The sequence below is a fragment of the Bacteroidota bacterium genome (assembly GCA_030706565.1).
Lineage (GTDB): Bacteria > Bacteroidota > Bacteroidia > Bacteroidales > JAUZOH01 > JAUZOH01.
In genome coordinates, this window is the sequence record JAUZOH010000044.1 from 1 (window position 1) to 15,985 (window position 15,985).

Genomic DNA, 15,985 nt, shown 5'->3' on the forward strand with positions numbered 1-15,985 from the left:
AAATTATTTTCCCATTTTCATCCGTTATTTTCCAGGATGACGAAGCATTCTCCATAGGTTGACCGCTGAAATGGGCAACTTCAACAGCCGCGCTAAAAGTTTCCTTGTTGGTGTACACGAATTTCGGAATCCTTGCCAACGGAACGGTATGATTACAGAACCTGTTGAACTCAGGGGCAGTCGAATAACCTTTTTCATCCCAGAAAGCATCGAGAACGCCAACCAAAGCAGTTCCCTGGCCTGGATAATCATTTAAAGCGAGCAGCTCGAAACCTGCAAATCCCGGGGTGCGCAAGGCAGCTTCTATCTCAGCCTTGTAACACAAGACCTGCAACTTCCCCGAGGCCATCAGAAAATCATTGGCCTGATCGCCCATGTGGTGGTCGCCTAAATCTTCCTGAAAAAGTTCGAAATTCCTGGCTTTCAAAGGGCCTGTATATTTACCGATTTCTTTAAAATCCGGGAAGACGCAATACTGGCCAACTTCATGCGAAACATAAGGAACAGTCTGGTTTTCGAGTTTGTTCCTGAAATCGAAAGTTGTGGAAGGTAAAGAGTTTGACCAGGGAAGCCCGCGGGGAGTGGCACGGACAAGATACTCACTTGCAGGAATTATAGACCAGCTGCCGCCAATGGCTGCCCCGGTATATAACCTCCGGGGATCTTTAGCCTTCCAATAATCAACAAATTTATTCAGGTAAGGCACATAACTGCCGCGTGGTTCATTGCCATAAGCCATCATGCAAAACGAAGGATGATTGCCATACTCCCTTACGATACGTTCGGATTCGTCATAAATATACCGGTCGATGGCCTCGCCCCTGCCCAGTGAAACCCCATGGTTGGCCCAGCTTCCGCATTCAACATGCAGATAAAAACCGGCTTTATCGGCTGCAATAAAAGCAGCTTCGGGAGGGCAGAAAGAATGAAAACGCATGTGGTTTAATCCATGGGCACGGCAAATGGCAAAGACCCTTGCCCAGGAAGCCTCATCTGTGGGAGGATAGCCGGTCAGCGGGAAGACGCAATTCTCGACCGTTCCGCGCAGAAAGGTGGGATGCCCGTTAATTTCAAAATGAGTTCCGTTGGCCTTAAACTCCCGCATGCCAAACATCATCAGCTTCTCATCTTTGTTGCCGGATTTGTCGGCAAGCACAGCCCTGAGCTGATAGACCACCGGGTTGAACTCATCCCAAAGCCGGGGATTATCGCCCATGGAATAAATCAGTTCCAGGATATTATCACCTTTGGAAACCTTAACTTTAGAAGTAAGGGATTTCAGCTTCTTCCCGCCTGTCCCTTTTAATAATCCGGCAGTCAGCCCGATTTTTACAGCATCAAGCGATGAAGTTGAATTTTTTATATTTATAATGACTTTAACCCTCTTTGCTTTGATATCCGGATAAATTCGGATGTCATCAAAAAAAACCGGAGAACCTGCCTTCAGGTTCATCTGTCCGGTAATGCCGTTCCAGTTGCCCTGGGTATGGTCGGTAATGCTGTGTGAATCCTGCCCGGGATTTACTGTCTTTGTGCTGTTGTCGACCCTGATGGTTAGAGTATGTTTCCCGGGCGCCAGGGAAGAAGTCAGGTCGTAATCATGAGGAGTCGACAGGCTGTTTTGAGAACCGATAAGTATATTATCCACCCATACCGTAGTCTGCCAATGGGGACGTTCAAGAAAAAGCACTATCCTTCTGCCTTTCCAGCTGGCAGGAATATCAACTTCTTTCTGATACCAGGCAGCACCCACATAATATTTATCCGGGGTAAGCCAGAAAGGGAATTTCAGTTTACCCGACTGCCGGTATTTAGCCATACGCGGGTTATAATACCACGAACTATCATAAATACTGCCTGTCCATTTCGTCTTCAGGGTCAGCTCATCCCCCTTGCCGTTTTCGGACATTGAACCCGGCAATCTGATGGTTTCAGAAAGTGAACGGGCAAACCATTGTTCACTAATCCCTTTGTCCAGCGGATCGGTCTGAAACTTCCATTCTCCTTTTAAAGGTATAGTATTATCGCTGGCAGCATGAACGGATAAAAAAACCAATAGGGATAATAGGAAAAGAAAAAATACTTTCATCTGTATCTGTGGTTTCATCTAAAAGATTTTAAAGCCAGAAATAAAATTTATTTACAGGCCAGGTACATAAAACATGCTTATAAATGCAAACGATTCCAAAAATACAAATTGTACCGGAACGATTACACGAATTCATAAGAATTGTTAAAAATCATTACAGTCAAACAGAACATTTTACCTCAACCACGCCGCCTAAAAGGTTAAATATCTGCAAAATAAGACAGATCAACTGAAGCAAACCCATGCAATTACCGACTACTTCTGTTTTAGGGAAAATATTATTTTTGCCCTATCACTCATCCTTTTAAAACATGATTTCGACATTACGTTTATTTGCTCAAAAGGGTAAATGGCAAAATTACATTTATAAAATTCTTTCTAACGATCTATTTTGGCTTTTGCTTACCTGCGGTATTTTCAGATACATTTTTTATTTGTTTTTTTCTGTAACCCACGACTATCCTGATTCACAAACCTATCTAGGCTACAATGCAAATATATTGCTCGGGCAGGTGGAAGACTACAGGACTCCGGTATACCCCTATTTCATCAGGCTGATAAAATTATTTGGAACTACAAACCTGTTACAAAATGTAGTATTGGCCCAATCCATTATTTCTTTTCTGACCATTATCGTCTTTTACAAAACCCTGAAAAATATTTTAAAAAAGCGTGCAGTAATCTTAATAGCAGCCCTGATCTACGGCATTTTGCCATCTACCCTAAATTTTGACAAATGTATTTTAACAGAATCTTTTTCCATATCCGCCCTCGTTGTATTTCTCTATTTCGTTGTTTCCTATTTAAAGCAGCCGGCAATTTATAAAGCGGTACTTTTCACGTTTTATATCTTCTTTCTGATCATGCTGCGGCCGGCGTTTATATTTTTATTACCGGTGATCATATTATTCTGGATCATCAGGATGATGATCAGGAAAACGGAGTGGAAAATGAGCCTGTCAGGGCTGGCCGCATCGGCAGTTTGTATTTTGCTTATCATAGGATATTCCCACTTAAATTATACCTGCAATGAAGTCAACAATATATCCGTCGTTTCCACTGTAAACCAGTTGGATATTCTGATCGATTACAACATTTACACGGATAAAAGTGACACCGAACTGTCGGATTACATCACAACCAATATTCATAAAGAGAACAGGGAAGATTTGAGTGACAGCATATTTACTCTTTTTGATCCGGGAAGGATTGCAAAATATAATAAAAATTGTACCCTGCATCATTTCCCGGTTTATTTACAAAAAAGCCTGGAAAAGATACTCAAAACGGGTACTTCATCAACTTCGGTCATTTACGCTGAATTCAGGAAAGGAGTCTCAGGCAGGTGGATAGAGGTAATTTCCAATATCCTCAGCCTGAAGTTTTGGTTTTTGTACCTCTTGCTGGTTTTTGATTTTATCTATATCATTTACCTTTGGATTAAGTCAAAAGAGATACCCTGGCTGAAAATCTGTATATGGACCATTATCACGGCCCAATTTATGACGGCCCTGTTGGGCGCGCCAAATGAATCGGAAAGGTTGTTTGTTTCCGCTCTGCCTTACCTTATCGTATTATTGTCCGGTTATGCAGATAAACTTGTTTGCCATATAAAAGGCAGGAGTTTAAGCCGTTAGGGTATAATTAAAGCCTATGGGTGATAAATAGGATCAGTTCAAAGAGTTTAAAAGTTCAAGGGTTCAAGATGGTTTAAAATATTACCACTAAGGCACAAAGGGCACTAAGAATACATATTTATTGTGATCTTTGTGAAAACCTTGTGTACCTTGTGGTTTGAAATTGCTTGAAGTTGTTTGAGATGGTTTGAAATGGTTCAATGGGTTCAAAGTTTCTTGTGTTCCGGGATGAATTTTATATTAAGCCGCATAGCGGCATCCTATTTGTAGATAATATAGTGAAATCAAGTAATCAAGCCGCGTAGCGGTGACCTATTAAATAAAAGTTTGAGATGGTTTGAAATACATTTACCACTTAGGCACGGAGTTCATTAAGAATACAAGTTTTAATTGTGATCTTTGTGAAAACCCGGTTTTCCTTGTGGTTAATTATTTTATATTAAAAAGTTACGCTGAGAAAACTCAACGAAACTCAGAGTTTTTCTGCCTCATCCTGGAATAAGTAAGGCACGAATAAAAAAGCGGGTAATTATTGAAAATTCAACAACTACCCGCTAATTAAATCCCTTAAAATTTATTTTTATTACCAGCCGGCTATAAAAATCTGTTTTATTTTACAGAAGATTTTATTTGATGGCCCTTAATTCAAAAGGTTTATTGCCTTGAAATTCATCAAACAACGGATCCAGGGCTTTCACATTATCCTCATTGTTTTTTGCCAGAGTGATAGCAAATACTTTGATCTTTTTATCAGAGGGCAAAGTCAGTGTTTTTGATTTTTTTGGTAAATCAATCTCGTATTTGTAAATATAACTGTACTGATATGCATCATTCTGGGACGGATAGGAAATATGACGGTGCGAAGCGAACCAGGCAATATTGTCTTTCTTTGCGAAAGGTTTGTCCATTGCAATCACATCGCTCATATCGGGAGTAAAATGCCGGTTGTAGAACTGCCCTACATAACCGGTCCATTTCTGTATCCCAAGTGTAAAAGGCTGGTTATCTATATTGAAATCCTTCTGTACATCATCAGTTGCAGCAGCAAGAATATATAATTTATTGTATGAACCCTGGGGAAGGTTTATTTTCTGGCCATTGCAGGCTACAGCATTATTTTGCCCGTCCTGGCGGCCTCCCATTTTAAAATGAACATCCTCGCTGGTTATTTCATCAGGAATCAATTCAGCGGGCAGGCTCAAACCATACTCAAAATTACCGTCATCACGGTTATCGTCAAAGCTCATGACATCCCTGTCAAATGGCAAGTCCAGTGAAACCTGGTTATTTATGCCGGAAGTTTCTGCAGCATTCTGGAATTTAACAGCAAAACTGCGGATTGTATAATGACTGAGGTCAAAATTCAATTTGCCGTCCTGCAAACTGACATCCCCGATTTTTTGTTCCTGTCCGTTTACTTCATAGGCATCGACAATTTTGTTGGGGAAACTGATTTGTATCCCTTTTGCGTCTTTGCCATAAAGTTCATTCACCCTGACGATGTAATAATCGCCATTTTCCATTTTCTTGAATGCCATCAGGCCAGCTTCAGGAGAACTGATAGAAATTAAAGATAATTCTTTGCCTGATTTACCGGAATGTTTGGTTGTTTCGAAAGCCAACAAAGGCTGGTTGAAAAATTTAGCCTTCCAGGGAGACTGGCCATCACACCAATCACCTGCGTGCCCGTAAATTGCATACCTTATATCATGGATACCCCAATCCTGGGTATTTTGATAAATAAATGACCTGTTGTTTTGATTCACTTCAGGGGTATATAACAAGGTCAGTCTCAAAGTATTGTCGTCCGGTTTGTCTGAACCAAACTTGCAGTCTTCTAAAATTGAAACGCCATATTTTCCTGATTTATCCGTCAGATCGAACCATTCTTTGGAAGGCACTTCAAATTTCCGTTCATTATTATTTCCCCTTTGGATGGTCCCCACACCCAGGTTATAAGTAGCATTTTCATTATTCACGGCAAGCGGGAAAGCGGCTTTCAGGCTCACACCCTTCGATTGCCAGTCAACCTTATTGGTTACTTCCAGGCATTTCCCTGCTTCACCTGCTGCGAGGCTGTATACCTGAGCGATTTCGGAATTCCTGCCTTTCCTGGTAATTTCCAGGGCTATACGCACCGGGCCCTGTTCAACAATCCGGAAAGAAACATCCTGATTCATAAAATCAACCGGAGGGTTCTGGCGGTCTTTCCAGTCCATGTTCCATGCCGGATATTGAGAAGGAGACTCATGAAGGAATTCCAGGTCAGCAGGCTTTGAAAGCAGTTCCTTTTGAGCTTTTTTATCGAAAAGACTGACCAGATCACCATTGGAAGCAAACCTGGCCTTATAAAATTCATTCTCAAGGGTTTCGTTGGTAACCGACAAAGTTGTCCCGGATACTTTCTGTTTATTCAATGTACGGACATCATAAACAGCCATTCCGGCTGAAGGTACTTTGGCAAAGAAAATGAACTTCAGGTCGTTCCCGTTCCGGCTAATAACCTGGGTAGGCAAAGCTTTTCCCTTTCCGTCAAATACCTGAACATCTTCAGGCAGGGTCTGAAATTTCATTTCTGCAGTAACGACATCCTCCCGTTCACGGGGAACAGGATTATAAACAACAATTGTCCTGCCTTTGGTCTGGGTATTCAAATCTTTGGCAATGGCAGCCACGGAATTTTTAAGTACCTGAGCGAAACCATTTGCAGCAATAAATTCATCGTTCCAGGCATATTCATAAGCTTTAGGGATAGAAGTTCCCGGAAGTATATCATGAAACTGGCTGCCCAATACCAGTTCCCAGGCCCTGTTCAACTTTTCAAAAGGATAAGCGGCTTTGCCCGACAAATCTGCGAATGAAGCCAATTGTTCGGCCGACTGGGCCAGAAGTTCATTCTTCCGGTTGGAACGTTTCATAAAAGATTGTGAGGTCATGGAACCTGCACTGTGTTCAATAAGCAAAAGATCGCCTGAATAAACGGGGAGTTTCTGGCGTATTTCCGGGGTAATATCCTTATACATCTGATCCGAAGAGGTAAGGATAACTTTAAACTTGCTGTCGTTATTTCTCAGGCTTCCAATGGCATTTTTTATATCATTTTCCCTGGGAGAGCCCCCGCGGTCACCCACTCCATAGTAACGGTAATCAAAAGAAATTCCGTACTTGCTGATATCCTGGGAAATTCTCTCAGCCCAATATTGGTCAAGATCAAGCCTTGGAATTACATGCCCTGTATAATCCATGGCATTCAATGCAGCAATAATCCCTTTCCCGTCAGGACCGTTCCATACACCCACATTAAAAGGCACTCCGTTGGCTGAACGCCAGGTAAGCTTTTGTGTTGAAAAACCGAGCAAACCGCAATGATGCCAGATCGAAGGCAGGTTGGCCAGAAACCCGAAACAATCGGGAAGCATATAATCACAGCTTTCTGTTCCAAACTCTTTTCTGAAATAGTCGTTTCCATATAATACCTGCCGGATGATGGATTCGGAAGAAGAAATATTTGCTTCGCCTTCATCTACGGAAGAACCGGATACAAACCAACGGCCCTGCTTGATATATTGAACCACTTTTTTATAATCTTCAGGATAATACTCCTTCATCATGTGGTAACGCCGGGATCCGGTAAAATTAAAAACATAGTCGGGATACTTTTCGAATAAATGAAAGTTGTCTCTCATTGTATTTCTGATATATTCGTTGATGGTGGTCGGATAATCCCAATTCCATTGCGTATCCAGATGTGCATAACCAATAGTGTACAAAACTTTATCCATAGCGGCATTATATTTTTCGCGTCTATCATAGGGCTGGGAAAAGACCAGCCCTGAAATTAACAGGCTCAAAATGGCCAAATAATATTTCTTTTTCATTTTGTTAATAGTTAGTTTAAGTGTTAATATAATCGCAAAATTAAGTATTTGCAGGTGATATAAATCCAAAACAACTTGGGAACAGGCAAAAATACCATAATTTATAAATAATACGGGAGGGAAATATATAAAATAAAGAAAAGGCGCAATTTATGTGCTTAGAACAACAGTTGTTATTTTATTCCGGGAAAATCAGGAAGTTTTTTTAAAAAGTTAAAAACAAAACTTTTTATACCTTAGCGGCTTAGCATTTCTGCGGGGAATTGTAATTTTTCTAAAAAATCCCGCAGATGAAACATTATTTGTAAAATATTTTCCTTTGAAACGAACATGTTTGCAAATAAACACAAAACACGAATGATCCGTCAGCTGACGGATCACCGTAGGTAAAATAGCAAACATAGCGTTTTATAGGTCCTTTAAAAATTAAACTATATTCGAATGAAACAGACTGAAGATTTTTACAGTCCCGTTAGGGACTAAATACTGGTAGAAAAACAAATAGGTATCAGATAAAAGTCCCGTCAGGGACGAAATAGATAAAAGGGTTTGAAAGGGTTTGAAATTGATTATGAAGAACGATATTTAAAAATTATATCGTACCTGACGGCACTTAAAGTCTATTGGGTTATCCCTTTTTTACTACCAATATATTGTCCCTAACGGGACAAAGATATGGATGATAGGGCATTGAGTTCCCTTTCGGAGTATCCGCCATATACGGATTCATTTGGCAATATAAATTATCTTTATATAAAAAGATAAATACTTTAAAAGGCCAAATATCTCTTTTTTAGTAGAATAACAATTTTTTAGGAATCATGCAGAGTATAAATAGAATTCTCCTAATTATAATTTTTTTTAGTTTTTTAGTATACAATCAGATAAACGGACAGGATTTGTTTCCCCTCAACCGCGACCTCAACCAATTGGTTGAAAGGGAATGTGACCTGAACAAAAAAAACATTTTCAGTTCTTTCAAGCCTTACGACCTCCGGAACATTCCAGTAAATACCGACTCACTGCTTTCAGCCAACCGGGATAAAGAGCATCATTCCTGGCTGGTCAGGAAATTTGGTTACGAACATCTGATCCATGTCGATTCAGATGACCTGCAGCTGACCATTGATCCTCTTTTTAATTTTGAAGTTGGACAGGATCAGAATAATCATGGCAGTTACTATGTAAATACCCGTGGAATAATGGTTCAGGGCCGGATAGGGGAAAAATTATGGTTCTATTCCGATTATTACGAGAATCAGGCTGTATTTCCCGGATACCTGACGGCCTATGTCAGGCAGAATAAAGTAATCCCCGGGCAGGGACAGGCACGGGGATACGGGTCAAAGGGATTTGATTATTCGCAGGCCACCGGTTATCTTTCCTATTCTCCTTCCCGGCATTTTAATTTCCAGTTTGGACAGGGCAAAAATTTCATCGGTGACGGATACCGTTCGCTTCTGCTCAGTGATAATGCTTATAGCTATCCCTATTTTAAGGTTACCACCACCATCTGGAAGTTGCAATACACCAACCTGTATACCACCTTTCTCAATCTGGACGAGCCACATACCTATCAAAGCGGCTACAGGAGGAAATATGGCGCTTTTCATTACCTCAGCCTGAATGTTTTTAAAAACCTTCAGTTTTCGCTTTTTGAAAGCGTCATTTGGCAGAAACAGGATTCAACCGGAACGAGAGGATTTGATGTGAGTTACCTTAATCCCGTCATTTTTTATCATTCCGTGCAATTTTCGCTTGGTTCGCCGGATAATTCGGTCATCGGGGCAAACTTAAAATGGATCCCTTCCCGTCGTACCCAATTGTACGGGCAATTCGTACTTGACGATATGGACATCAGCAAAGCCAAGAAAGGTTCGGGTTATATCCTCAGTAAATATGGATTTCAGGGAGGCTTCAAATATTTTGACTGCCTGGGCCTCAAAAATTTATATTTTCAGACTGAGTACAACCAGGTCAGGCCCTATGTCTTCTCCCACAGGGTACCTGCACAAAATTACTCGCATTACAACCAGGTACTGACCGACCCGATGGGAGCCAATTTCAGGGAATCAATCAGTTTTCTGAATTACAGGTTTAAAAACCTCGGACTTTCAACCCAGTTCAATTATACAACCTATGGCGCTGATACTGTAAAATCCAATTGGGGACAAGATATTTTCAAGAGCGAAAATACAGCCTCACGAGGGAAAGACTCTTATGGCAATACGGTGGGACAGGGAGTTAAAACCACCCTCAAATATATTAACCTGGAACTCTCTTACCTGATGAATCCAAAAACCAACATGAACTTATGCATAGGCTACAGGCGCAGGGATCTTAGTTCAAAATTCAGTTCCAGCCTGACCAATTATGTTTATGTGGCTTTCAGAACCTCTCTGATTAATAAGTACTATGATTTTTAATTTTAAGGGGCAGGGAATTTGAGGTGGGTTGAGATTGTTTGAGATTGTTTGAAATGGTTTGAGGTGGTTTGAAGTGGTTTGAAGTGGTTTGAGATTGTTTGAGGTGGGTTGATATGGGTTGATATGGGTTAATAGGTTCAAGAGGTTTAAAGGGTTCAAGGGTTCAAGGGTTCAAGGGTTCAAAGAGTTCAAGGGATTCAAAGTTTCTTGTTTTCCGGGGTGAATTTTTCACCTTTTTAATCCCTGCCCCTTAAAAAAGGGTCTATAGCAGGAGGTTGGAGGTTTCCAAAAAGGCATTACCACAAGGACAGATCAAATCTATTTTCCTGTGCCTTCGACTCCGCTCAGGCACCACTTACAGCAACGCCGGCGATTGAAAGACTTTTCGTGACTTCGTAGTTTTATCTAAAGTTTTTATTTTTATCAATAATTCAATCGAACAACATCTAGCTTATGGGCGGCTTATAGAAAACCCAGTTCAAGTTTGGCTTCATCGGACATCCGGTCTTTATCCCAGGGCGGATCGAATACCAGGTTGATATTTACGCCTTTCACCCCTTCCACCCCACTTACCTTGGTGTTGACTTCTTCAACCAGGTCATCAATCAAGGGACAATTGGGCGCAGTTAAAGTCATCTTGATATCAACCATGCCTTCTTCATTAACATTCAGCTCATAAATCAGGCCCATATCATAGATGTTCACGGGTATTTCAGGATCATAAACTGTTTTCAGGACATTTACGACTTCACTTTCCAATTGTAAATAGTCTACTTTTTCCATCGTTTTGTTTTTAAAGCAATTTACCGGTTTATTCCGCTTCTTTTTCCAACTTGGAATTATAAGCTATGGCATAAAGTTTCATTTGTTTGATCATAGCAAGTAATCCGTTAGAACGTGTGGGCGACAGATTTTGTCTGAGGCCTATTTGATCAATAAAATACAAATCACAATCCATAATTTCTTTGGGTGTCCTTCCGGAAAGCACCCTGATGAGCAATGCGACAATCCCTTTGGTAATGATTGCATTGCTGTCAGCTGTAAAAACAATTTTCCCTTCTTTTAGTTCAGCATTTAGCCAAACTTTTGACTGACAACCCCGGATGGCATATTCGTCCGTTTTCATTTTGGCATCTATCACCGGCAGGTCTTTACTTAATTCAATCAGGTAATTGTACCGGTCCATCCAATCGCTATACAATTCAAATTCAGCAATTATCTCATCTTGTGTTTGTTCCAAAGTCATTTTCAAAAAAATTATTCAAACATTTTCTTTGCCTTGAGCAAAGCATCATACAAAATATCTATTTCTTCCTTGGTATTATAAAAAGCAAGCGAAGCCCGCAAAGTACCTTCAATATTGAAATGGTCCATAATCGGCTGGGTGCAATGGGTACCGGTCCTGACGGCCACCCCCATTTTGTCGAGTACCATTCCCACATCATAAGGATGAATATCACCCATTAAAAAAGACAGGATACAGGCTTTATCCGGAGAATTCCCATAAATACGCAGACCTTCGACCTTCTTTAATTTTTTTGTAGCATACTGGAGCAACTCATTTTCCCAGGCATGAATATCCGCTATCCCTACAGAATTCACATAATCAATGGCAACCCCCAAACCAATGGCTCCCACGAAATTTGTAGTACCGGCTTCAAATTTAAAAGGCAGATCGTTATAAGTGGTATTCTCCAGGGTTACACAATCGACCATATCACCGCCGCCCTGATAAGGAGGCATTTCGTTCAGGTACTTTTCTTTCCCGTAAAGGATCCCGATGCCGGTTGGCCCGTATATTTTATGGCCAGAAAAAGCATAAAAATCACAGTTGAGGTCGCGTACATCAATATCCTGATGCTGAATGGCCTGTGCACCGTCAAGCATAACAAGCGCTCCATGCTGATGAGCATATTCTACCATCTCCTTTACAGGATTGATGGTACCCAGGGTATTGGAAACATGCACTACAGATACCAGTTTGGTCTTATCCGTAAAAAGATTGTGATAAGCCTCCTGATCAAGAACCCCGTCATCATTGAAAGGAATGAATTTCAACTTTGCTTTCTTTCGCTGGCAAAGCATTTGCCATGGAACCAGGTTTGAATGGTGCTCCATAGCTGAAATAATAATTTCATCTCCTTCATGAATATATTTTTCACCAAAAGAAAAAGCAAAAGCATTCAACGAGCCTGTAGCACCGCTGGTGAAAATAATTTCCTGCGAATACTCGGCATTTATAAAGTGCTGAATTTTTTCCCTTGCGCCTTCATAGGCTTCCGTTGCCTGTTCGCTTAAATAGTGAACTCCACGGTGGATAGTGCTGTAACTGGTACGATAAAAATCGCTTACTGCATCGATTACCACATTGGGTTTCTGGGTGGTAGCCCCATTATCAAAATAAACAAGCGGATGGCCATACACCTGTTGCTTCAGTATTGGAAAATCCTCCCGTATTTTTTTTACATCAAACATTTAATTCGGATAATATATTTTTATTTGCATTTCATCGCACAGGTGTAACACCTGGATAATTCCCCCCTGAGGCGCCTGTTCACCAGTTCTCCAATGCGTTCTTTCAACGGGCTGACCGTTATCTTGCCAATTATCTCATGGGCAAAGGCATACATCAGCAGCAACCTGGCTTCCCTTTCATTTATGCCCCGGGCACGCAGGTAAAACAAAGCTTCTTCATCGAGCTGGCCTACCGTTGCCCCGTGACTGCACTTAACATCATCGGCATAGATCTCAAGTTGTGGCTTGGTGTTCATTCTGGCTTCATCGGTCAGTAAAATATTATTGTTCCGCTGGTATGCACTGGTGCGCTGAGCATCTTTGCGGACAAGGATTTTACCGGTGAAAGCACCGGTTGCCGCATTATCCAGAATGCCTTTATAAAGTTGATTGCTCGAACAATCCGGAACAGCATGTTCAACATAAGTAAAATTATCCAAATGCTGCTTTTTATCGGCAATGAACAATCCGTTCAGGACATTACCGGCTCCCTTACCTTCAAGGTTTACATAAAAATTGTTCCGGATCAGTCCGCCATGAAGGGAAATTGTATTGGCCGACATGTTGCTGTCAGCCTGCTGACTGACAAAAACATTCGTGATGTGTTTTGCATCGTCATGCTCATTTTGAATTTTATACAAATCAAAATTTGCACCCTGGTCAGCAAAAACTTCGGAAACCGAATTGGCTAAAAACCTGTGAGGCGACAAAGTATGATCGCAGACTACAACTGTTGCCCGGCTGTTTTTCCCAAGCACAATTAAATTGTGGTAATGAACCATCAGGTTATCGTCTGACATCAACAGGTTAATTATCTGCAAGGATTTGTCCATCACTGCGCCATCCGGTACATAAACAAAAATTCCATCCTGGGCAAAAACAGTATTAAGCGTAGCCAGGCTGTCAACCGGGGTATCTATGCAACGTCCGTAATATTTCTCAACAATTTCCGGATATTCCCTGGCAGCAGCTTTTAGACTGCCCATGATTACACCGTTCTCATATTTTTTCAGGGGTTCCTTCAGACCATAATAAAACCCGTTGAGCACCACCTCAAGATGAGTATTTAACCGGGGAACATCACATGCAAAAATATCCTGAAGGTTAAAATCTATTTTACGAAGTACAAAATACGGGGTATAATCACCTCTTAAAAAATGCGGGATGGAAGTATATTTGTAATTCTCGTTCTTTGAATCCGGAAGCCTGGTTTGGGCAAACTTTTCCAAAGCTTCTTCCCTTTTTTGATTGATAAATAGGGAAGAATCCCGGGTAATATCTTTTTTAAAGGTATTAAAAAGCTGGATATATCGATCAGTTAAATCTGTTTTTATATCTATTTGATTCATACGTAAATAATTGACTTTTAAAGGACGTATGTAACTCCATGTTTGCTATTTTTATTAGTATTTGTCTTTATTGGCAAACATGTTCGTTTCATAATTTTTATTAAATAATCAATAAAAACCGGATCTTAAAATTTTAAAAATCGCCGTTTTTTATCCAGTCATATCCCTTTTCTTCCAGTTCGAGGGCCAATTCCTTCCCGCTTGATTTCACAATCCGGCCATTATAAAGCACGTGGACAAAATCAGGGACGATATAATCCAAAAGCCTTTGATAATGGGTAATGACAATCGTAGCATTTTCCTTTGTCTTCAGTTTGGTGACCCCGTTGGCAACAATTCTCAGGGCATCGATATCCAGTCCGGAATCCGTTTCATCCAGGATGGAAAGTTTAGGCTGAAGCATAGCCATCTGGAAAATTTCATTTTTCTTTTTCTCCCCGCCCGAAAAACCTTCGTTCACGCTCCGGGTAGTAAGTTGTGAATCTATTTCAACCAGTTCTTTTTTCTCGCGCATCAGTTTCAAAAAAGCTGCAGACGAAAGCGGTTCAAGATTTTGATATTTTCTGTGTTCGTTGACTGCTGTTCTCAGGAAATTGACCATACTTACTCCAGGGATCTCCACAGGATACTGGAAGCTGAGAAATATGCCAGCCAGTGAACGTTCCTCAGGCGAAAGCTGCAACAGATCCCTGCCGTCAAAGGTAACGCTGCCGCCAGTAACCTGGACCAATTCCCGGCCAACCAAAACAGAAGCCAGTGTGCTTTTACCGGAGCCATTGGGCCCCATAATTGCATGAACCTCTCCGGCTTTGACTTCCAGATTGATGCCATGTAATATTTCCTTACCTTCGATGGAAGCTTTTAAATTACTGATCTTTAACATGTATGCTCAATTTAAATTTCTCAGTTCTACTTAAAAATTTTTCTATTGTTTCGACATTAGCCCACACTGGTTTCCAGGCTGATCTGGAGTAACTTCTGGGCTTCGACGGCAAATTCCATGGGAAGCTTGTTTAAAACCTCTTTCGCATAGCCGTTGACGATCATCCCAACAGCATCTTCAGTGCTGATGCCCCGCTGATTACAATAGAAAATCTGTTCTTCATTTATTTTTGATGTCGTGGCTTCGTGTTCCACCACCGACGATTTATTTTCAACTTCAATATAAGGGAAAGTATGTGCCCCGCATTTATCACCCAGCAACAACGAATCGCACTGGGAATAATTTCTTGAATTGACAGCCCCTTTCATCACTTTCACCAGGCCGCGGTAGCTGTTTTCGCTGAATCCGGCCGATATACCTTTCGAAAGTATCCTGCTGCGGGTATTTTTACCCAGGTGGATCATCTTTGTGCCGGTATCAGCCTGCTGGTAATTATTGGTCACGGCAACCGAATTAAACTCGGCGGTTGAATTATCGCCTTTCAGGATACAACTGGGATATTTCCAGGTAATGGCCGAACCGGTTTCTACCTGTGTCCACGATAGTTTAGAATTATTACCCTTGCATATCCCGCGTTTGGTAACAAAATTGAAGATACCTCCTTTACCTTCCTTATTTCCCGGATACCAATTCTGTACGGTAGAATATTTTACTTCAGCATTTTCGTTGACCACTATCTCAACAATGGCGGCATGAAGCTGATTTTGATCCCTCATAGGGGCCGTGCAGCCTTCAAGATAGCTTACATAACTATCGTCGTCGGCAATAATCAGGGTCCGCTCAAACTGACCGGTATTGGCCGCATTAATACGGAAATAAGTTGAAAGTTCCATCGGGCAGCGTACCCCTTTTGGAATGTAGCAAAAAGAACCGTCGCTGAAAACCGCAGAATTTAAAGCTGCAAAAAAGTTATCGGTATAAGGAACTACGGAACCCAGATATTTCTGAATCAAATCCGGATGATTCCGTATGGCATCAGATATGGAACAAAAGATAATCCCCATGTCCGACAGGTTTTCCTTGAAAGTTGTTTTAACAGAAATACTGTCCATTACGGCATCAACAGCTACTCCGGCCAGTTGTTTCTGCTCTTCCAGGGGAATTCCAAGGCGATCGAAGGTACTTTTAAGCTCAGGGTCAATTTCCTGG

At 41.2% G+C, this 15,985-nt stretch carries 10 protein-coding genes; 2 read left to right on the forward strand and 8 right to left on the reverse strand.

Translation table 11 applies throughout. From position 1 onward, the window contains the following. Window positions 1-2,107, reverse strand: a 2,107-nt coding sequence (locus Q8907_04090; protein MDP4273440.1) for a glycoside hydrolase family 2 TIM barrel-domain containing protein, incomplete at its 3' end; no start/stop codon positions are given. Window positions 2,108-2,400: 293 nt separating this feature from the next. On the opposite strand from Q8907_04090, the gene Q8907_04095 reads away from it, so the two are divergent. Next, window positions 2,401-3,726 carry a glycosyltransferase family 39 protein gene (locus Q8907_04095; GenBank protein MDP4273441.1) on the forward strand — a complete coding sequence of 442 codons (1,326 nt, stop codon included), beginning with the start codon at window positions 2,401-2,403 and terminating at the stop codon, window positions 3,724-3,726. 626 nt (window positions 3,727-4,352) lie between these two features. On the opposite strand, the gene Q8907_04100 is transcribed toward Q8907_04095, so the two are convergent. Beyond that, the gene (locus tag Q8907_04100; protein ID MDP4273442.1) at window positions 4,353-7,604 is read right to left on the reverse strand and encodes a glycoside hydrolase family 38 C-terminal domain-containing protein; all 3,252 of its coding nucleotides are present in this window, start codon (window positions 7,602-7,604) and stop codon (window positions 4,353-4,355) included. A gap of 899 nt (window positions 7,605-8,503) precedes the next feature. Between Q8907_04100 and Q8907_04105 the strand changes: the two genes are divergently transcribed. Beyond that, complete coding sequence (locus tag Q8907_04105) at window positions 8,504-10,030, forward strand: hypothetical protein (protein ID MDP4273443.1); 1,527 nt, start codon at window positions 8,504-8,506, stop codon at window positions 10,028-10,030. A gap of 462 nt (window positions 10,031-10,492) precedes the next feature. Here the strand turns inward: Q8907_04105 and Q8907_04110 are convergent, their stop codons facing one another. The 6 genes from Q8907_04110 to sufB form a co-directional block, all read right to left on the reverse strand. After that, entirely contained in the window at window positions 10,493-10,813 is a 321-nt protein-coding gene (locus Q8907_04110) for an iron-sulfur cluster assembly protein (protein ID MDP4273444.1), read from the reverse strand. A gap of 28 nt (window positions 10,814-10,841) precedes the next feature. After that, window positions 10,842-11,276 carry a SufE family protein gene (locus Q8907_04115; protein ID MDP4273445.1) on the reverse strand — a complete coding sequence of 145 codons (435 nt, stop codon included), beginning with the start codon at window positions 11,274-11,276 and terminating at the stop codon, window positions 10,842-10,844. 11 nt (window positions 11,277-11,287) lie between these two features. After that, on the reverse strand, window positions 11,288-12,505 hold the full coding sequence (locus tag Q8907_04120; GenBank protein MDP4273446.1) for a cysteine desulfurase: 1,218 nt from the start codon (window positions 12,503-12,505) through the stop codon (window positions 11,288-11,290). 20 nt (window positions 12,506-12,525) lie between these two features. Continuing rightward, window positions 12,526-13,893 (reverse strand): Fe-S cluster assembly protein SufD, encoded by a 1,368-nt coding sequence (sufD, locus tag Q8907_04125; protein MDP4273447.1) that lies wholly within the window; start codon window positions 13,891-13,893, stop codon window positions 12,526-12,528. Between the two features lie 133 nt (window positions 13,894-14,026). Further along, on the reverse strand, window positions 14,027-14,776 hold the full coding sequence (sufC, locus tag Q8907_04130; protein ID MDP4273448.1) for a Fe-S cluster assembly ATPase SufC: 750 nt from the start codon (window positions 14,774-14,776) through the stop codon (window positions 14,027-14,029). Window positions 14,777-14,832: 56 nt separating this feature from the next. Beyond that, the coding region (sufB, locus tag Q8907_04135; protein ID MDP4273449.1) for a Fe-S cluster assembly protein SufB at window positions 14,833-15,985 on the reverse strand (1,153 nt) is incomplete at its 5' end.

Bases quoted from the DNA above. Each gene is read 5' to 3' on its own strand.
- Q8907_04095 (MDP4273441.1), top strand. From the start codon at position 2,401: ATGATTTCGACATTACGTTTATTTGCTCAAAAGGGTAAATGGCAAAAT.
- Q8907_04100 (MDP4273442.1), bottom strand. From the start codon at position 7,604: ATGAAAAAGAAATATTATTTGGCCATTTTGAGCCTGTTAATTTCAGGG.
- sufD (MDP4273447.1), bottom strand. From the start codon at position 13,893: ATGAATCAAATAGATATAAAAACAGATTTAACTGATCGATATATCCAG.
- Q8907_04115 (MDP4273445.1), bottom strand. From the start codon at position 11,276: ATGACTTTGGAACAAACACAAGATGAGATAATTGCTGAATTTGAATTG.
- sufC (MDP4273448.1), bottom strand. From the start codon at position 14,776: ATGTTAAAGATCAGTAATTTAAAAGCTTCCATCGAAGGTAAGGAAATA.
- Q8907_04120 (MDP4273446.1), bottom strand. From the start codon at position 12,505: ATGTTTGATGTAAAAAAAATACGGGAGGATTTTCCAATACTGAAGCAA.
- Q8907_04110 (MDP4273444.1), bottom strand. From the start codon at position 10,813: ATGGAAAAAGTAGACTATTTACAATTGGAAAGTGAAGTCGTAAATGTC.